Below are 17722 nucleotides of genomic sequence, written 5' to 3' on the forward strand. Positions count from 1 at the left end.
CGGCGTTTCGCCTACCTGGCAGCCGGTGCGCAGGGCCGCGCTGTGCCCGACGTGCCGCCTGCAGCTGCCCGGGTTGCCGCGCGTCCCGCCAGAAAGGCAAGTACCGCTGCCAAGCCGAGCAACCCTGCGCTCGTTTCAAAGGTCGCCCGGTAGCCGCTTGCGTCGAATACCAGCCCGCCGACGATGGCCCCGGACGCGATGGCCAATTGGATGATCGCCACCATCAAGCCACCGCCTGCCTCCGCATCGTTCGGAAGGGTTCTTGCCAGCCACGTCCACCATCCCACCGGTGCGGCAGTCGCAACCGCTCCCCAAAGCCCCAGCAGTACTGTAGTGATGGCCTTCGAGCTGCCGAATGACAACAGTGCCATGGCGATGGCGGCCATCAGGATCGGGATAACGATCAGCGTTCGATGCAGGCCATTTTTCAGGAAGGCTTCGATCAGGAACGTGCCGGCAAGCCCGGCCAGGCCTAGCACCAGCAGCATCAACGAAAGCATGGAAACACTGACCTGTGTGACCGTTTCCAGAAACGGACGCAGATAGGTGAAGAGCATGAACTGACCCATGAAAAATACGCTTACCGCGACCATGCCCAGGGCGACCGGGGTGCGTTTCATCAGCGTGAGAACGTTGCCGGTGCCCGACTCGCTGCGCGCTTTCAGGGTTGGAAGGCTCACCAACAACCATGCACACGCAATCACGGCCACGGGAAGAAGGGCCAGAAAGGCACCGCGCCAGCCGATCAGCGCGCCGAGAAAACTGCCCAGGGGCGCTGCCACGACCGTTGCCAGAGCATTGCCGCCGTTGACGATAGCCATCGCCCGGGTGACCTGGCCTTCAGGCACCAGGCGCATGGCGGTCGCTGCCGACAATGACCAGAACCCGCCGATGGCGACGCCGATCAGGGCACGTGCGCTCATGAATACCCAATAGTTGGGCGCAAAGGCAACGACGGCTGCGGAAACGATCATCAGCAGGGTAAGTGCAACGAGCAGCGGTTTGCGCTCGACCCGAGCAGCCACCGATGCGATCAGCAGGCTGGTGAAAAGCGCGAACAGCCCTGATACGGAGATGCCCTGGCCGGCCTGGCCCTCGGTGATGTGCAGGTCCGCCGCGATGGGTGTGAGCAGGCTGATGGGCATGAATTCCGACGCCACCAGCACGAAGGCGGCCAGCGACATGGCGAACACGGCGCCCCATGATTCACCGGTGTGGGTGGCGGAGGTCGAAGATCGGTTCATTCGAGAGGTCTTCTCCAGAGATTTATCGATGGCCATTGTCTCGGTCCGGTGAGCCTCTCTGTAGCGCATTGCACTGGATTACTTGCCTGATCCTATGAGTCTGCACTGGATGGGGGGACGAACGAGCAGAGGCGAGTTAGAGTTCGTGACACGGGAGCAAGGTGAATATGACGAACGAATTCGACACGACTGGTCCAGGCTCATCGACGCAGGAAACGCTGACGCGGATGATCGCTTCGCACACCAAGGCGCCCGGTGATTACCGAACGGACATCGCAGGTCTTGGTTTTTTTCGACGCGACTGCCCGGCACCGCCCATGACCTGCATGGTCGAGCCCAGCATCATTCTGGTTGCTCAGGGCGAAAAGCAGCTGTGGGTGGGGGGCGAAGGTTATCGGTACAGCACCTCGAAGTTTCTGATCACGTCGCTGGATCTGCCTGCCAACTCCGAAGTGCTGGTGGCCAGCCACGAGCAGCCATGCCTGGGGCTGACGTTCAAGCTGGATATGCGCATGCTGGCCGAACTGATAGCGCAGGGTGATCTGCCGCCCATTCGCGATCGGGCCGCGGTCCAGGGCGTAGGTATCGGTTCGGTAACGCTGCCGTTGCTGGCCTCGTTCGAACGGCTGCTGGCGCTGTTCGATGAGCCGCAGTCCATTCCTGTGCTGGCGCCACTGATCCAGCGCGAAATCCACTATCGCCTGCTGCAAGGCGACCAGGCGGGTCGGCTGCGGCAGATCACCTCGGTGGACGGGCAGGGTTATCGCATAGGCAGAGCGATCGACTGGCTGAAGTTGAATTACACCTCAGCGCTGCGCGTCGACGAACTGGCAGCCAGGGTGCAGATGAGTACCCCGACCTTTCATCATCATTTCCGCCAACTTACCAGGATGAGCCCGCTGCAGTATCAAAAGTGGCTGCGGCTCAACGAGGCAAAGCGGTTGATGCTCAATGAACATCAGGACGTGTCCAGCGCAGCGTTCAAGGTTGGATATGAAAGTCCGTCGCAGTTCAGTCGCGAGTACAGTCGTCTGTTCGGCGCGCCACCCAAGCGCGACATCGCGGCCTTGCGCGGAAACGGCTAGCCTGGCTGCGCTCGCGCATACCTCGTCGCTTCCACTGGAATAGGCAAGAACGCCACTCGATTGGGCAAGTGGCGCTCCGTGGTCGACCGCATACTGAGTCGCCGGATCGGCGAACGGAGTGACGTTTCCCTCAGCGCATGAGCGCCCCCACAGGTTTGAACCCGCTCTGCAAGACCCCGGCAAAAGCTGCCCTCGTTGCCATGTCGGGCATCGTGCGGGTCGTCAATGGCGTGATCCGCGACACGCTTTGAAACCATAGTGTCTTGTCACCTGACGTACGACCTCAACCAATGGCGTCATCCAGGTGTCTGCACTAGACGCAGCAAGACCGTGATTCGAGACATAAAAAAATAGATGAGGACCGCAACATGACCGATCCGACCGAAAAGATTTCCTCCGAACCAGAGGGTTCCGGTGAGCTGTTCAAGGAACTGACCACACCCTCGCGGCGCAATTTCCTGCGCACCATGGGCATCTCCGGCATGGCCGCTGCCACCGCCCCGGTGTGGGCCCAGGCCGCCCAGCTGGCGCCTGTCGACGACAGCGACAAGCCCTTGGCCAAGGGCGAGCAGCGGATCACGCTCAAGGTCAACGGCCAGCCGCACACGCTCAATGTGCCCGGCAATGCCGTGCTGCTGGACGTGTTGCGCGACCGCCTGATGCTCACCGGCACCAAGAAGGGTTGCGACCACGGTCAGTGCGGGGCCTGCACGCTGCACATCAATGGTCAGCCGGTGAACAGCTGTCTGTCCCTGGCGGCCATGCATCAGGGCGATGACATCACCACCATCGAAGGCCTGGAGCGCAATGGTCAGTTGCACCCGATTCAGGAAGCATTCTGGGCTCACGACGCGTTCCAGTGCGGCTATTGCACCTCGGGCCAGATGATGACCGCTGCGGCCATCATCAAGGACCCGGACATCGGCGCCGACGACGCCAGCGTGCGCGAGGCCATGAGTGGCAACATCTGCCGATGTGGCGCGTACAAGAACATCCTTGCCGCCGTGCAGGATGCCCGTGGCAAAGTACAGGGAGCCAGCTGATGAGAGCCTTGGAATACACCCGCGCAACCAGCCCCGAACAGGCCGTTGCGACCCATGCCCGCAATGAAGCCACGGCGTTTCTTGCCGGCGGTACGACCCTGCTGGATCTGGTCAAGATCGACATCATGCAGCCTGATCGGGTCATCGACGTGCATACCTTGGCGCTGGATCAGGTCGAAACCTTGAGCGATGGCCGGACCCGTATCGGCGCCATGGTCAGCAACACTCGTCTGGCCAATCATCCGCGCATCAAAAGTGACTACGCGGTGCTGTCCCAGGCGCTGCTGTCCGGGGCGACCACGCAACTGCGCAACAAGGCGACCACCGGCGGCAATGTCATGCAGCGGGTGCGCTGCAACTATTTCCGCGACGGCGTTTCCGCCTGCAACAAGCGCGTGCCCGGCTCGGGCTGTGCTGCCATCGGCGGGCACAACCGCAGCGTGCACGCGGTACTGGGCACCAGCGACCAGTGCATTGCCACCCATCCTTCGGACATGTGCGTGGCCATGGCGGCGATTGGTGCGACCGTGCAGGTGCAAGGCCCCAACGGCAAACGCGAGATCGACTTCCAGGATTTCCACTTGCTGCCGGGCGCCACGCCTTGGAAAGAGCATGCGCTGCAGCCTGACGAATTGATCACCCATGTAACGCTGAATGCGCCATTGGCCAACGGCAAGTCCGCGTACCTGAAGCTGCGTGATCGCGCGTCCTACCAGTTTGCGCTGGCTTCCAGCGCGGTGATTCTGGTCATGGACGGGCAGGTCATTCGCGAGGCCCGCATTGCCCTGGGCGGCGTCGGCACCAAGCCGTGGCGTGCGCTGGAAGCCGAGCGCGCACTGCGCGGTGCGGCCGCTACCCCGGAAAACTTCGCCAAGGCCGCAGCTATCGCGCTGCAAGGGTCCAAGCCGTATGCACACAACGCCTACAAGATTCCCCTTGGGCAGCAGGCCATCGTGCGCAACCTCTCCACCCTGAGCACAGGAGCCATGGCATGAGCGAGTCAATCATGGGGGCATCCCCACGCCGCATCGACGGTCGCCTGAAGGTCACCGGCAGCGCGCAGTATGCGGCCGACCATCAGCCCAAGGGCATGGTCTTCGCCTACGGCGTCTACAGCACGGTGGCCAGTGGCTCGATCAAGTCTTTGGACATCGAGGCGGCGCGCCGCTCGCCCGGCGTGCTGGAAATTCTGCACCACGGCAACTTTCCCCAGGCGTTCCACACCTCGCCCGTGCCTTTCTCCTTGGCAGGGGTGCTGACAGGCTCGCGTACCGATGAGAAAAGGCTGCCGTTCGAGGACAACGTCGTGCGTTATGCCGGGCAGTTCGTGGCGCTGGTGGTTGCCGACACGTTTGAGCATGCGCGCGAAGCGGCCTACAAGGTCAAGGTCAGCTACAGCGAAAGCGCGGCTGCCGCCAATCTGGAGCAGGGGCTGAAGCGGCGCGCAGCCGCCGACGGCGGGCAGGGCCACAAGCGTGGCGATCCAGCCAGCGCCTTCGATGGCGGTGCGCAGACGGTAGACGCCACTTATACGACGCCTGTGGAAACCCACAACCCCATGGAAATGCACGCCACCGTTGCGCTGTGGGACAACGGTCGACTGGTGGTGTATGAATCCACCCAGTCGGTCGTGGTTCACCGCAACACCCTGGCGCAGATCTTCGGCCTGCCCACCGAGCGCGTGGAAGTGCGTGCGCCGTTCATTGGTTCGGGCTTCGGCGGCAAGCTGTGGATCTGGCCGCACTCGGTAGCTGCCTGTGCGGCTGCCAAGATCGTCGGCCGACCGGTGCAACTGGTGCTGCCGCGAGCGCAGATGTTCACCACGGTAGGGCATCGCCCGGAGACCCGCCAGCGCATGCGCCTGGCGGCCGATGGCAAGGGCAAGCTGGTTTCCCTGCGTCATGAATCGCTCAACACCACCGGGATCGGCGACCAGTATGTCGAGAACTGCGGGGGCATGAGTGCCAGCCTGTACTCGTGTGCGAACGTCGAAGTGACCCATGGCACGGTGCAGGTCAACCGCGGCGCACCGACCTCGATGCGTGCTCCAGGCGCAGCCCCTGGCCTGTTTGCGCTGGAGTCGGCCATCGACGAACTGGCCGAACGCTGCAAGATGGACCCGCTCGCCTTTCGCCAGTTGAACTGGGCCGAGCAGAACGAGCAGGAGAAACTGCCGTGGTCCGGTAACCATCTGCGCGAAGCACTGGCCCAGGGCGCCGAGCGTTTCGGCTGGGCCAAGCGCACGCCGGGTATCGGCAGCATGCGCGATGGCCACGAGATCGTCGGCTACGGCATGGCGCAGTGCAACTGGGATGCCTTCCGCACGCCGTGCGAAGCGAGGGTCTCGTTGACCTCCGACGGTCGCGCCGTGGTGTACTGCGGTGCCCAGGACATTGGGACCGGCACCTACACGGTGCTTGCCCAGTGCGTCAGTGACATCACCGGTCTGCCGCTGGAGCGGATCACGGTAGAGCTGGGCAACTCGTCCTATCCGCCCGCGCCTGTTTCCGGCGGCTCGTGGATGACCGCCAGTGCCTTGCCGGCCGTGGCAGAGGCCACGCGCGCCGCGCTCACCCAGCTCAAGAGCTTCGCAGCCTCGCAAGAGGGCGGGCTGGCCAATGCCAAGCCAGAAGCGATCACGGTCAGCAACGGGCGCCTGCAGGACGGTTCGACCAGCCTGGAGTTCGCCGAAGTACTCAAGAAGCTGAAGATCGCCAGCGCCGAAGGCGAGGCCCATACCGGTATGGCCGATACCAAGAAGCATGCATTCAGCTCGTTCGGCGCGCATTTCGTCGAGGTGCGCTGGGATCCGGGTATCTCCCGCCTGCGCGTGTCGCGCGTGGTCAGCGCCATTGATGTGGGCAAGATCATCAATGCCAAGACCGCACGCAATCAGGTCGAAGGTGCCATTGTCATGGCCATCGGCATGGCGCTGTTCGAGTCGACCGACTACGACGAGCGCAATGGCATGCCGGTGAACAACAACTACGCGGAGTATGTGGTGCCGGTGCACGCCGATCAGCCGGACATCGATGTGATCCTGCTGGATTACCCCGACTACAACCTCAACGAGTACGGTGCGCGTGGTGTGGGTGAAATCGGTGTGACCGGTTTGGCGGCTGCGGTGGCCAACGCGGTTTACCATGCCACCGGCAAGCGTGTGCGTGACCTGCCGATCAGCCTGGAAAAACTGATGGATCAGGTGCCGACCGTCAGCGTTTGATTGCTCGTTGCCGCGCCGGGGTTCTCTCGGCGCGGTATTGCCGGCTTCGTTGGCTATGCTTCGACGATGCTCGCCCTGATATTTTCCCTGAGCTTCGCTTCGATCCCGGCCTGGGCCTCAAGTCTATCGGCGAGCGCCGCAATCAGGTGGCGGCCAATGACGATGACGCCGTCCCTGTCTCCCACGATGGCATCACCCGGATTGCACACCACATTGCCACAGGCCACCGGCGTGCCGACCTGGCCTGGACCGTGCTTGGAAGGTCCGGAAGGATTCACGCCCCGTGCGTAGACAGGCAGCCCCATCACGCTCAGTTCTTCCACGTCTCGAACCGCGCCATCGATGACCACGGCGGCGACTTTACGCGCCAGGCATATTTCTCCGAGCAAATCGCCGAACACCGCGCGATTGATTTCGCCGTTGCCGTTGATCACCAGTACATCGCCTGGCTTGGCATCGTCCAACGCGCGGTGAATGGCCAGGTTGTCGCCTTCCCAGGTCTGAATCGGCAGAACCGTGCCATGAAACGATGCCTTGCCAGCGACGTGGTGGATGGCAGATGCCATCATCCCCATGCGTTGCAGCACGTCGCCGATCAGCGCGACGGGGTATTGTGATATTTCTTCGAGCTGCGCAAGACAAGCCCTGGGCCAGTCTTCGCTCACGGTGATGTTTGCAGCGGATGCATTGATGAACATGTTGACCTCGGCAGGTTTGCGTTTAGCGGGCGTCGTCAGTCGAACGCTCGGGAGACGGGCTCGTTGACCGGATGCAAGGGCGGCTCGCCACGCAACACGGCGCGAATGGCGTCCACCGCGCTCATGCCGACACGCAGCAACGACTCGTTGGTTTGCCCTGCGACATGAGGTGTCACGAGCAGATTGGGCAGGTCGGAAACGGGGAACGTGTTGCAGCTGAACGGGTTGATCATGTCGGTGTTTTCCGCAGCCAGAACGTCGATCCCTGCGCCGCCCAGCTGGCCGCTGCGCAAGGCGTCGGCGACAGCCGCCTCATCGATGACCCCGCCGCGACTGGTATTGATGAGGATCGCGCCAGCCTTCATTTTTGCTATCTCGGGTCGACCGATCAGATTCCGGGTACTCGACTGTAGAGGCACGTGAAGGCTCACTACATCGGCCTTGGCCAGCAGGGTGTCGAGATCGACCAGCCGGGCGTCGAAGCTTGCGTCATAGGCAGGATCGGTCGCCAATACATTCATGCCGAACGCTTCGGCAACCGGCGCGACATGTTGGCCGATATCACCGAAGCCGATCAGGCCCAGGGTACGCCCCTCAAGCTCTATTCCGGTCAGGGACAGACGGTCCGCTGCCCAGACCCTGTCACGAGTCTGATCGGTGGCCAGTTGCAGCTTGCGGCTGACCCCCAGCAGCAGGGCAAACACATGCTCCACGACACTTCTGCGATTGGCCCCTGGCGTGTTGGTGACCCACACACCCCGTTCGGCAGCCGCCTGGTGGTCGACATTGTCGTAACCCGCTCCGTGTCGGGCCACGATCCGCAGCTTCGGTGATGCCGCAATCATTTGCGCGGATATATGGCCACCACGCAGGAACACGGCATCGACCTGTTGCTGGATGTCGGTGTACGCGACTGCGTTCGGGCCGTAGCCGAGTCGCACCTCGCCTGTAGAAGAAAGTGCCTGCAATACATCTGGATGAATCGGGCTTGTTACATAGATCAAAGGCATCATCGTCACCTCAGGAGAATTGGTGGGTGTTGGCATCATCGGTAGCCGCGGGCGGATTTCTGCGAACGGTCGAGATAACGATCAGCCCCAGAAGGCCTGATGCGCACAGGATGAATGCAGGCGTGGACTGATTGCCGGTGGCGCCGATCAGCCAGGTAGCCAGAAACGGGCCTGAGCCTCCGCCGATGACCGCACCTACGCTGTGCCCGAACGCCACCCCGGTGTGGCGGATGTGCATCGGGAAGAATTCGGGCATGACCGAGTAGGTGCCGGCCTGGCAAAGCGCGTAGGGAATCATGCCCAGCGCCAAACCGGCCATGGCCAGATTCACCGAGCCTTGCTGCATCAACATGAAAGAGGGTATCGAGAGCACGGCATAGGCCACGTACGCGTAGCGCAGGATGGACTTGCCGCCGCGATAGGAGCCCAGTTGTCCAGCCAGAGGTATCAGGAACGCGGCAAGAATCACCGCGACCAGCACGATGGTGGATGCCTGACCTTTCGAATAGCCCAGGATCGAACTGAAATAGGCTGCGATGAATACGGTGCCGATGTAGGTGCCGATGTTCTGCACCATCGCGATCATGATCACTTTGAGCAAAGGCTTGCGGTAGTCACGCAGCAACTCCGCGAAGGGCTGGCCTTGCTTGACCTCGGTATGGTTTTTCTTCGATGCGAACTCGGGGCTGTCCTCGATGCTCAGCCGCATGTAAAGGCCAATGATTCCAAGCGGAAGCGCCAGGAGGAAAGGAATGCGCCAGCCCCAGGCAAGCATTTCGGGATCCGTGAGGGTCGCCGCTGCGAGGCCTGCTATGGCTGCGGCCAGGCCTTTGCCGAATTGCGCGATGGAGGGCAGAAAGGAAATGTACAAGGCGCGGCGTTTGGGCGGCGCCCACTCGCGGATGTAGCTTGCGGCGCCGCCGATTTCGCCGCCTGCCGAGAACCCTTGGAGCATGCGCAGCACGACCAGCAGTATCGGCGCCCACACGCCGATCTGCGCGTAGCCAGGCAGCAGGCCGATCAGCGTGGCGGCAATGCCCATCAGCGTGATACTGGCGATCAGGCTGAAGCGTCTTCCTACTTTGTCGCCCAGCCAGCCAAAGGCGATGGCACCCAAGGGTCTGACCAGGAATGCAGAGCCGAACACCAGGAAAGTGTTCAGCAGGCCTGTAGTCGCGTTGTCCGAGGGGAAGAAAACCAGCGCCAGGGTCGCGGCGACATAACCGTAGACGCTGAAGTCGTAGTACTCGACGAAAGTGCCGAACACCGCCGCTCTAGTGGCTTTCTTGGCTTTGCGCGTTTGCTCCGTCTGATCGACGGCAGACCGGACAGGCTCGGCCACAGCATTGTTGTTATTCATGGGCACCTCGGGTTATAGAACACTATCTATTCAAAAAATGGGACAGTGTCCTGATCTTTTTTTGGCTAGCTTCTAGAAGCTCGAGGAGCTTGTCAACAGTCACGTGTAATTGCCCTGCGGCAGCTTTACACCCCAGAATGGGGGCCCAAACCCTCGATTCGACTCATGATGTCCTCATCAAGCTGCTCTTCCGTCACTTCCTCGACTGCGGCAACTGCCTCCAGCCACACCCGATTGATTCAGGTCGTGGACGCGCTTGTCAGGCGCTCGGGCGCCGAGCCTTGGGGGGTGCGTGAACTGGCGGCAGAACTCGACGAGAGTCGCAGTACGGTCAATCGGATCCTGGCGTCTCTGGTCGAAGTAGGTTTGGCGACCGAGGCAGGAACGGGCAAGTACGCAGTAGGGCCGAGAGTCGATGTCTTGGCCAGGACGCTCAGTGATGCGAGCACGCTTCTGGGGCGCGGCTCACGATCGTTGGGTGATCTGGCAGCAGCATCGCGGTGCACGGCATTGGTGTCAGTCTGCTGCCAACGCGAAGGCGGGTACTTCATCGCCGCCTGCAGCGAAGCCAAGGCGGCGCTCATATTCAAACCCGCGCTGGGCGCGCTTTATCCGCTCGCTTTCGGCGACATTGGACGCGCATTCCAGCGATTCCTTGCCGACAACCTTTCTTCCCAGGATAGGGAATCCGATGTCGCTGCCTACGCGCTGTCTCAGCATGAACAGCTTGGGCTGTTGTCGGAATCCGAGTTTCCGCGCGCGTCGTCGATCTCGGTCAGGCGCATGGCGAATGGGCTTGTGGTAGCGGTTTCCGTTCACTGCGCGAGCAGCACGGAAACGGCGCAACCTCGAGCCTGGGAGGCAGATGCGCAGCACGTCATCGCTCGAATACAGGCAGACATGGAATCTGGAAGCGTCGAACGGATTCAACGCCTGCCTGATGTCATCGAGCCGGATAGCAAATCTACGGTCGGTCGTCTGGAGCGACTCCTGTTGCTGGCGTGCGCCTTCCCCCAAGGCGTGAAAAACTCCGTGGATCTGCACGACCAATTGCTGTGTAACGCGGCCACAGCCAAGCGATTGATCGAGTCAGGTAGTCAGGCGGGTGTCGTCAGGTGGGTTGCAGGCACGCTGTACCCAGGCCCGAAGCTCTATCAATGGGCGGCGCGAATCACCGCTGCAGACCGTGACCTTGCCGACATGACCCACCGGATCGTTTCTTCACTCGTTCAGGAAACCGGCGAGACCATAGCGCTGCTTTCCTATGACGAGGCTACTGGCACGGCTGAATTTCTCGACGTCATCCAAGGCTGGCGACCCATTCAATACAAGCTGCAGGTGAACGTGGAAGTGCCACTGTACGCGGGTGCGGCAGGTAAGGCGGTATTGGCCAACTGCGACAGTCAGGTAGCAGAATCTCTTGACTTGGTGAGGGTCACCGACGCGACCATAACCTCCCGCGAGTTGCTCAAGGCAGACCTGGAAGCCATAAGAGCCAGAGGCTGGGCCACGGGTGAAGGTGAGCGTGTGTTGGGGGCTTTCGGTTTGGCTGTGCCGTTTTTCGTAGACGGTCGAATACGAGGGTCGATCTCGGCAACGATCCCGCAGTACCGCAAGAGCGAGCTTGATTTGCCGCTGCTGCTGACACGGATGCGCGAAGCTACCACCCGGATAGAGCGCCTGTTGTCATTGGGTGTGAAGGCCGCCTGAGGGTTACTTCTGTAGTGAAGCCTCATCCAGCCCGGCGTACCAATCCGCGTATTGTGTATTGCGCGCCATGCGTCGGTTGACGTCGGCGCTGCCGTCGTCCCACCAGACTTCCCCGCGTTCGCCCAAGGCCTGCTTGGCGACATCGACCTGTGCGCGAGCTTTTACCAGAGCCTCGGGATCTTCCGAGTGCTTGGCGGCCTTGACCGCTCGCCGTGCATCCATGAGCACCTTGACCCAATGTTCGCGCACGGCCTCGGGCAGGGCAGGGTTGCTGCATCGCCAGAGCCGGCCGCGTACGACGAAATAGCGTCCATCGGGTGTGGTGGGATACATCGCGGGATCATCGACAAGGACGGTGTGAGGGGAGGGGGATGCGATCCGGCAAGCGGGCCGTATGTCGCTGCTTGCCGGTGGGTGTGGCTTAGCTCAACCAGCTTTCGACAGTGTCGGAGCCGTATTCGGCTTTCCATTCCTTCAAGGTCTTGTGGTTGCCGCCTTTGGTTTCGACGACTTCACCCGAGTGGGGGTTCTTGTAGGTTTTCAGCGAGCGCGGCTTGCGCGTGGCTTTTTCAGGCGCTGCGCTGGCCTTGACTGGTTTGCCGCCTTGCTGCGGGTCGAGAATGGAAACGATGTCCCTGAGGCTTTTATTGTATTCGCCCAACAGCGAACGCAACTTGGTCTCGAACTCGATTTCCTGTTCCAGGCCCTTGTCGCCTTTCATGGCCTCAAGTGCTGCAAGTTGTTCGGCCAGATGACGTTCGAGTTGACGGTATTCAGCAAGTTTGGACATGAGTATCCCCAGGCATGGATCGTGGATAAAAAAAGGTAAAGGTATCGAGGCGTGATTCTGGCGCAGTGTGCGCACCGATGCCACAACTAAATAACGTTTATTACAATGTGTGGCCACCTTCGTATCCGGTCGAGGACACGGAATGTCGCAGGCTCGATTAAACTTTTCGGCGACCAGGGGTGTCAGGTCTTAAGTAGGCTGTCGAATCCACGGCAGCAGCCAAGAAATCTGGAGATACGAAATGAGCTTTTTCAGCAGCATCCTCGAGAAACTGGGTATCGGCAAGCACGCTGTTCCGGACGCAGACGCTTCTACACAAACTCCCGTTGCTCCTGCGCCAGGTGCATCGCCCACCACTACCGTCACGAACCAGCCTTCCGCTGCGCCGATCACCCAGGTGGATGTGGCTCAAAAGCTCGAAGCGATGGCAGCCAGCCACGGCGAAACTTTGAACTGGCGTACGTCGATCGTCGATTTGCTCAAATTGCTTGGCCTGGACAGCAGCCTGACCGCGCGCAAGGAACTTGCCGAAGAGTTGCACTACACCGGTTCGACCGATGATTCGGCAGCCATGAACACCTGGCTGCACTCTGCTGTGATGAAAAAGCTCGCTGAAAACGGCGGCACCGTGCCTGCGGAATTGCTGAACTGATATATCGCTCAGCGTGCTGCACTGCTTATAAGAAAGCCCGACCCCGGTCGGGCTTTCTTGCATTTGAATACCCGCTTGGCGTGCAGCCTGGCGCGTTTTCGAGAACCGGCGGGACGATTCTATAATTTTTGTTAATAAACCCGGTGGAACACCATTGGCGTGTCGATACTCAGAGCCCTTGAACTTATATTTTCAAAGGAGCGCCAAATGTCCACTGCAGCCGATTTCATGGTCAATACCCTCAAGCACGCAGGTGTCAAACGCATCTATGGCGTAGTGGGTGATTCCTTGAATGGCCTGACCGATTCAATGCGTCGGTTGGGCGGGCTGGATTGGATACACATGCGCAACGAAGAGGCCGGGGCCTTCGCCGCTGGCGGCGAGGCGCACCTGACCGGTGAACTGGCGGTCTGTGCCGGCAGCTGCGGACCGGGCAACCTGCATTTGATCAATGGCTTGTTCGACTGTCATCGCAGCGGCGTGCCGGTGCTGGCGATTGCAGCGCACATTCCCAGCAGCGAGATCGGCATAGACTACTTCCAGGCGACCCATCCCGAGTCGTTGTTCAAAGACTGCAGCCATTATGTAGAACTGGTCTCGCGCCCCGAGCAATTGCCGCAGATTCTGGAGCGGGCCATGCGCGTTGCCATCAGTCGCCGCGGCGTTGCCGTGGTAGTGATTCCGGGCGATGTGGCGCTGAGCTCGCTCGACGCGCCGGTCAGCCAGTGGATTGCACCACAGGCGCCAGTGGTCGTTCCGGCGCCGGGGCAACTCGACGAGCTCGCCCGGTTTCTCAACGGCGGCAAGCGCGTCACCCTGTTGTGCGGTGCCGGGTGCGCAGGTGCACACAGCGAAGTCGTGGCACTGGCCAAGCAGCTCAAGGCGCCCATCGTGCACGCCCTGCGCGGCAAGGAGCACCTGGAATACGACAATCCCTACGACGTGGGCATGACTGGGCTGATCGGCTTCGCTTCCGGCTTCAATGCCATGAAGGAATGCGACACTCTGCTGATGCTCGGCACCAACTTTCCGTACCGGCAGTTCTTTCCTGAGCACTCGCGCATTGCCCAGATCGATTTGCAGCCTGAGGCATTGGGCAATCGCTGCCCACTGGCTATCGGTCTGATCGGCGACATCAAGCACACCGTGCAGCAACTGTTGCCACGCCTTGAAGAACGCACCGACACCATGCACTTGAACAAGGCGCTGGCGGACTACGACAGCGCGCGAAAGGGCCTCGACGACCTCGCCGAGAGCGGCCCGAACAGCACGATCATCCACCCGCAATACGTCAGCCGATTGGTCAGCGAGCTGGCCGCCGACGATGCGGTATTCACCTGCGACGTGGGCACGCCCACCGCCTGGGCCGCCCGCTACCTGAAAATGAACGGCAAGCGCCGCCTGATCGGCTCGTTCAACCATGGCTCGATGGCCAACGCCATGCTCCAGGCCATCGGCGCACAGGCGGCCTACCCCGACCGCCAGGTGGTGTCGATGTCCGGCGACGGCGGCTTCGCCATGATGATGGGTGACTTCCTGACCCTCAGCCAGGCCAACCTGCCGGTCAAGGTCATCGTGCTTAACAACGGCACGCTGGGCTTCGTCGAAATGGAAATGAAGGCCAGCGGTCTGGTGGACGTGGGCTGCGAGCTGAAGAATCCGAACTTCGCCACGTTCGCCCAGGGCATGGGTATCAAGGGCATCCGTGTGGAGAAACCGCAGGATCTGCGTGCCGCCCTGATCGAGGCGTTCGAGCATGATGGGCCGGTTTTGGTGGATGTGGTCAGCGAGCGTCAGGAATTGATCATGCCGCCGGAAATCACGGCAGCCAACGTCAAGGGCTTCGGCTTGTTCATGATGCGTGCGGTACTCGACGGGCGAGCCAAGGAACTGGTCAGTCTGGCCAAGAACAACCTCCTGCGCTGAGGCCCGACGCTGCAAACCGGTGCGCACGCGGCAGCGACGCACCGGTTTGACGCCTGCCCTCACTGGGCACACCTGGCTTGTCGGCGTAATCTCGGCTGATAGCGGTTCCTGATCACTTGGACAGCTTTTTGCACGGTCTCGGATCAAACCGATCTCAGTGGAGAAGCCATGAAAGCCTTGAATATCGTCATCGCCGGTGCCGGCATGGGCGGACTCAGTGCCGCTGCGGCCCTGCAACAGGCTGGTCACCGGGTTCACGTCTACGAACGTGCGGCCGAACTGGCGCCGGTCGGCGCGGCCATTTCCATCTGGCCCAACGGTGTGCGGGTGCTGGATGCACTGGGTCTGGGTGAGTCCATCGAGCGTGCAGGTGGCCACATGCAGAGCATGAGTTACAGCGACCACCAAGGCCGCCTGCTCACCCGTTTCGATCTGCAACCCTTGTATAACCATGCTCGGCGGCGTGCGTTTCCGATTGCACGCGCACGCCTGCAAGGCATTCTTCTGGAGGCGGTCGGGATGCAGAACGTGACCTTAGGGGTTGCGTGCCTGGACTACGAAGAAAGCCAGACCCATGTGCAAATCATGCTGTCGACGGGTGAAACGGTGACAGCCGACCTGCTGATAGCGGCAAACGGCACCCACTCGGTGCTGCGCGACAAGATTGCCGGCCGACCGATTCCGAGGCGCTATTGCGGCTACGTCAATTGGAATGGTCGCATCCAGTCGGCACCCGACCTGGCACCCGCCGATGAATGGGTGCAGTACGTGGGCGACCACAAGCGGGTGTCGTTGATGCCCATGGGGAACGGTGAGTTGTATTTCTTCTTCGACGTACCGTTGCCGGCAGGAACGGCCAACGTCCGTGAAGGCTATCGCGCCGAACTCGAGCAGCAATTCGCCGGCTGGCCCGACTCGGTGCAGCGTCTTCTGCAACGGCTGGATCCGGCCAGCGTTGCGCGAGTGGAAATCCATGACACCGAGCGAGTCCCCCATTTGGTCGGCACGAGGGTTGCGCTGCTGGGGGACGCGGCCCATGCAATGACCCCCAACATAGGGCAGGGCGGTTGCCAGGCCATGGAGGATGCCTGGGTGCTGGCCCGCTGCATCGAACGCGAGCTGACTCCGGCAGCCGCGTTGGCGGCCTATGAGGCTGCACGCGCGGAGCGGGTCGCCGGTCTGGTGGTCAAGGCGCGCCAGCGGGCGGCGATCATCCACGGTAAAGTGCCGGAAGAAACCCGGCAATGGTACGCAGCGCTGGCGGGCAGCGATGGCAGCGACATTCTGGGTGGCCTGATCAAGACCGACGAGGGCAGCCCGCTGTAGCGCGCAACCGCACTGTCTAGGGGTGCGGCAAGGTCAAGGTAACCACGGCGCCCTCTGCGTTGCTGCGGTTCAGAACCGCACCGCAACGCTTGGCCAGCGCGCCGATCAACCCCTGGCCACTGAGCTTCGACCCCGACGCGCCTGCATTCGACAATTGCGCCGGGGAGAAGCCTGGTCCGCGATCGCTCACCGTCAACTGCAGGTCACCTGTACCGAGACGCTTGAGTGCAAAGTGGATATGGGTGGTGCGCTGGTTGCCGTGATGGATGGCGTTGGCCACCAGCTCGTTGACGATCAAACCCAGGTCCGAAGCCAGCTTGAACGGGGCGTGGGCAGTTTCGGTATCGACGGTCAGGTGAATGCTGTCGTCGCGCTCGGCCTGGATCGATGCCCGTACCAAGTGAGGAAGGTAATGCGCCAGATCCACGGTGCCCGACGCACTGCGATACAGCTCGGCCTGGACCGTGCCCACGCCCTGGATACGCGCGATGGCCGATTCGAGCAACTGCCGCGCTTCGTCGCCCTGGGCGCGCAGCTTGGACATCTGCAGGAAAGCGATGATCAACTGCAGGTTGTTCTTGACCCGATGGTTGAGTTCGGAAACCAGAACGTCCTGGTGTGCCTCGAGCTCTTTCTGGGCGGTGATGTCGGTGCAGCTGCCGAAGTAGCCGGCGAACACCCCCTGGCGATAGAACGGCGCGCCGTGGTCGAGAAACCATCGGTAGCTGCCGTCGTGGCGACGCAGGCGATACGGGGTAGTGAACGACTCGCGAGCGTCGAAGGCCTGTTCGTAATTGCGCGTGCACATCTCCAGGTCATCGGGGTGCACGTCGTCGCCCCAGCCATAGCCGCAGAGCTGGTCCTGAGTCTTGCCGGTGAAGTCGAGCCAAGGCTTGTTGAACCAGTCGCACTGTTTGTCGGTACCCGCGCGCCAGATCAATACCGGCGCGTTGTCAGCCAACTCGCGAAACTCGGTTTCACCAAGTCCTGGTCCCATGCCCGGGAGATCTGTGGGTTCACTCATGCTTCTTTCCATATAGGCCGCGCGATTCTGTGAAAAGCTTCAAGGGCACTGGCAGCGGTCGATTCAAGGGTAGTTCACCTTTGACCAGCGAATGCACGATGTGTGCGCTGCGCGACAGGTCATTGGGGCTGTAGGGCTTGGACAGCAAACCCAACGCGTAGCCGCTGTTGGCCTTGGCCACATCGATCTGGCCACTGACGAACAGCGAGTGGATCTTGAATTGCTCGTAGAGCGTCTGCGCCAGGCCTACGCCTTCGTCGTGTCCATCCAGATTGATGTCGACGAATGCAACGTCGATGACATGCTCGTGCGCCAGTGACAGCGCTCCGGCGACGTCATACGCAGGACCGATGATCTCATGGCCATCTTCCTCCAGAGCTATCTCGGCCAGTAGCGCCAGGATTGGATCGTCTTCTATCAGCAGGATACGCATTGAGTTAACTCATTCTCTTCAAGGGCGCTTGCGCTCTTCTTGCAAAGCTTGTTTTAAGAGCGTCAATAAACCAGTGCGTTCAATCTCGCGTTGTCGGCTGCTAACCACATCTTGATTCCACGCTGAAAAATATCCTGAACTGTTCGGCTGCGCGCGCTTCTATCAGTAGACCGTTTTGGTCGTCTACCTCAGAGCTCA

General features: G+C 61.3%; 16 protein-coding genes. 8 read left to right on the forward strand and 8 right to left on the reverse strand.

Annotation, left to right across the window (positions count from 1 at the left end; translation table 11 throughout):
• Positions 1-11: 11 nt before the first annotated feature.
• Positions 12-1244 (reverse strand): MFS transporter, encoded by a 1233-nt coding sequence (locus H7993_RS00210; RefSeq protein ID WP_244646792.1) that lies wholly within the window; start codon positions 1242-1244, stop codon positions 12-14.
• Between the two features lie 227 nt (positions 1245-1471).
• Here H7993_RS00210 and H7993_RS00215 point away from each other — a divergent pair, with 227 nt between their 5' ends.
• The 4 genes from H7993_RS00215 to H7993_RS00230 all read left to right on the forward strand — a co-directional run bounded on the left by H7993_RS00215 (position 1472) and on the right by H7993_RS00230 (position 6595).
• Complete coding sequence (locus H7993_RS00215) at positions 1472-2329, forward strand: AraC family transcriptional regulator (RefSeq protein WP_425311950.1); 858 nt, start codon at positions 1472-1474, stop codon at positions 2327-2329.
• Positions 2330-2796: 467 nt separating this feature from the next.
• Positions 2797-3372 (forward strand): (2Fe-2S)-binding protein, encoded by a 576-nt coding sequence (locus H7993_RS00220; protein ID WP_240998780.1) that lies wholly within the window; start codon positions 2797-2799, stop codon positions 3370-3372.
• On the forward strand, positions 3372-4367 hold the full coding sequence (locus H7993_RS00225) for an FAD binding domain-containing protein (protein ID WP_122477326.1): 996 nt from the start codon (positions 3372-3374) through the stop codon (positions 4365-4367). The genes H7993_RS00220 and H7993_RS00225 overlap by 1 nt, the downstream gene beginning before the upstream one ends.
• Positions 4364-6595, forward strand: coding sequence for a xanthine dehydrogenase family protein molybdopterin-binding subunit (locus tag H7993_RS00230; RefSeq protein ID WP_185793025.1), 2232 nt, complete (start codon positions 4364-4366; stop codon positions 6593-6595). The genes H7993_RS00225 and H7993_RS00230 overlap by 4 nt, the downstream gene beginning before the upstream one ends.
• A gap of 53 nt (positions 6596-6648) precedes the next feature.
• Here H7993_RS00230 and H7993_RS00235 read toward each other — a convergent pair whose 3' ends face one another.
• Genes H7993_RS00235 through H7993_RS00245 form a run of 3 tightly spaced genes read right to left on the reverse strand, consistent with a single transcriptional unit; the run spans position 6649 to position 9663 of the window.
• A complete protein-coding gene (locus H7993_RS00235) occupies positions 6649-7293 on the reverse strand; it encodes an RraA family protein (RefSeq protein ID WP_185793026.1) in 645 nt (214 codons plus the stop codon).
• A 35-nt stretch (positions 7294-7328) separates the two neighbouring features.
• Positions 7329-8303: a hydroxyacid dehydrogenase gene (locus tag H7993_RS00240; RefSeq protein WP_185793027.1), complete on the reverse strand. Its 975-nt coding sequence runs from the start codon at positions 8301-8303 to the stop codon at positions 7329-7331.
• 10 nt (positions 8304-8313) lie between these two features.
• Positions 8314-9663: an MFS transporter gene (locus H7993_RS00245; protein WP_122477331.1), complete on the reverse strand. Its 1350-nt coding sequence runs from the start codon at positions 9661-9663 to the stop codon at positions 8314-8316.
• Positions 9664-9831: 168 nt separating this feature from the next.
• On the opposite strand from H7993_RS00245, the gene H7993_RS00250 reads away from it, so the two are divergent.
• The gene (locus H7993_RS00250) at positions 9832-11373 is read left to right on the forward strand and encodes an IclR family transcriptional regulator domain-containing protein (RefSeq protein WP_244646867.1); all 1542 of its coding nucleotides are present in this window, start codon (positions 9832-9834) and stop codon (positions 11371-11373) included.
• A 3-nt stretch (positions 11374-11376) separates the two neighbouring features.
• Here the strand turns inward: H7993_RS00250 and H7993_RS00255 are convergent, their stop codons facing one another.
• Together H7993_RS00255 and H7993_RS00260 are read right to left on the reverse strand one after the other, a co-directional pair.
• The gene (locus tag H7993_RS00255; RefSeq protein WP_122477334.1) at positions 11377-11706 is read right to left on the reverse strand and encodes a hypothetical protein; all 330 of its coding nucleotides are present in this window, start codon (positions 11704-11706) and stop codon (positions 11377-11379) included.
• 88 nt (positions 11707-11794) lie between these two features.
• Complete coding sequence (locus H7993_RS00260; RefSeq protein WP_122477336.1) at positions 11795-12163, reverse strand: histone-like nucleoid-structuring protein, MvaT/MvaU family; 369 nt, start codon at positions 12161-12163, stop codon at positions 11795-11797.
• Between the two features lie 241 nt (positions 12164-12404).
• Here H7993_RS00260 and H7993_RS00265 point away from each other — a divergent pair, with 241 nt between their 5' ends.
• The 3 genes from H7993_RS00265 to hpxO all read left to right on the forward strand — a co-directional run bounded on the left by H7993_RS00265 (position 12405) and on the right by hpxO (position 16067).
• On the forward strand, positions 12405-12815 hold the full coding sequence (locus tag H7993_RS00265; RefSeq protein WP_122477338.1) for a DUF3597 domain-containing protein: 411 nt from the start codon (positions 12405-12407) through the stop codon (positions 12813-12815).
• Positions 12816-13022: 207 nt separating this feature from the next.
• Positions 13023-14741 carry a ubiquinone-dependent pyruvate dehydrogenase gene (gene poxB / locus H7993_RS00270; RefSeq protein WP_185793029.1) on the forward strand — a complete coding sequence of 573 codons (1719 nt, stop codon included), beginning with the start codon at positions 13023-13025 and terminating at the stop codon, positions 14739-14741.
• A gap of 168 nt (positions 14742-14909) precedes the next feature.
• The gene (gene hpxO, locus H7993_RS00275) at positions 14910-16067 is read left to right on the forward strand and encodes an FAD-dependent urate hydroxylase HpxO (protein WP_185793030.1); all 1158 of its coding nucleotides are present in this window, start codon (positions 14910-14912) and stop codon (positions 16065-16067) included.
• Positions 16068-16083: 16 nt separating this feature from the next.
• Here the strand turns inward: hpxO and H7993_RS00280 are convergent, their stop codons facing one another.
• On the reverse strand, positions 16084-17091 hold the full coding sequence (locus H7993_RS00280) for a sensor histidine kinase (RefSeq protein WP_185793031.1): 1008 nt from the start codon (positions 17089-17091) through the stop codon (positions 16084-16086).
• The gene (locus tag H7993_RS00285) at positions 17084-17524 is read right to left on the reverse strand and encodes a response regulator (RefSeq protein ID WP_122477343.1); all 441 of its coding nucleotides are present in this window, start codon (positions 17522-17524) and stop codon (positions 17084-17086) included. Before H7993_RS00285 ends, H7993_RS00280 begins: the two co-directional genes overlap by 8 nt.
• Between the last annotated feature and the right edge of the window lie 198 nt (positions 17525-17722).

Source organism: Pseudomonas baltica (assembly GCF_014235765.1).
Classification (GTDB): domain Bacteria; phylum Pseudomonadota; class Gammaproteobacteria; order Pseudomonadales; family Pseudomonadaceae; genus Aquipseudomonas; species Aquipseudomonas baltica.

Excerpts from the sequence above, each read along its gene's own strand:
- H7993_RS00235 (WP_185793026.1), bottom strand. The coding sequence starts at position 7,293 with ATGTTCATCAATGCATCCGCTGCAAACATCACCGTGAGCGAAGACTGG.
- H7993_RS00250 (WP_244646867.1), top strand. The coding sequence starts at position 9,832 with ATGTCCTCATCAAGCTGCTCTTCCGTCACTTCCTCGACTGCGGCAACT.
- H7993_RS00225 (WP_122477326.1), top strand. The coding sequence starts at position 3,372 with ATGAGAGCCTTGGAATACACCCGCGCAACCAGCCCCGAACAGGCCGTT.
- H7993_RS00285 (WP_122477343.1), bottom strand. The coding sequence starts at position 17,524 with ATGCGTATCCTGCTGATAGAAGACGATCCAATCCTGGCGCTACTGGCC.
- hpxO (WP_185793030.1), top strand. The coding sequence starts at position 14,910 with ATGAAAGCCTTGAATATCGTCATCGCCGGTGCCGGCATGGGCGGACTC.
- H7993_RS00280 (WP_185793031.1), bottom strand. The coding sequence starts at position 17,091 with ATGAGTGAACCCACAGATCTCCCGGGCATGGGACCAGGACTTGGTGAA.
- H7993_RS00255 (WP_122477334.1), bottom strand. The coding sequence starts at position 11,706 with ATGTATCCCACCACACCCGATGGACGCTATTTCGTCGTACGCGGCCGG.
- H7993_RS00240 (WP_185793027.1), bottom strand. The coding sequence starts at position 8,303 with ATGCCTTTGATCTATGTAACAAGCCCGATTCATCCAGATGTATTGCAG.
- H7993_RS00220 (WP_240998780.1), top strand. The coding sequence starts at position 2,797 with ATGGGCATCTCCGGCATGGCCGCTGCCACCGCCCCGGTGTGGGCCCAG.
- poxB (WP_185793029.1), top strand. The coding sequence starts at position 13,023 with ATGTCCACTGCAGCCGATTTCATGGTCAATACCCTCAAGCACGCAGGT.
- H7993_RS00260 (WP_122477336.1), bottom strand. The coding sequence starts at position 12,163 with ATGTCCAAACTTGCTGAATACCGTCAACTCGAACGTCATCTGGCCGAA.
- H7993_RS00215 (WP_425311950.1), top strand. The coding sequence starts at position 1,472 with ATGATCGCTTCGCACACCAAGGCGCCCGGTGATTACCGAACGGACATC.
- H7993_RS00230 (WP_185793025.1), top strand. The coding sequence starts at position 4,364 with ATGAGCGAGTCAATCATGGGGGCATCCCCACGCCGCATCGACGGTCGC.
- H7993_RS00210 (WP_244646792.1), bottom strand. The coding sequence starts at position 1,244 with ATGAACCGATCTTCGACCTCCGCCACCCACACCGGTGAATCATGGGGC.
- H7993_RS00245 (WP_122477331.1), bottom strand. The coding sequence starts at position 9,663 with ATGAATAACAACAATGCTGTGGCCGAGCCTGTCCGGTCTGCCGTCGAT.
- H7993_RS00265 (WP_122477338.1), top strand. The coding sequence starts at position 12,405 with ATGAGCTTTTTCAGCAGCATCCTCGAGAAACTGGGTATCGGCAAGCAC.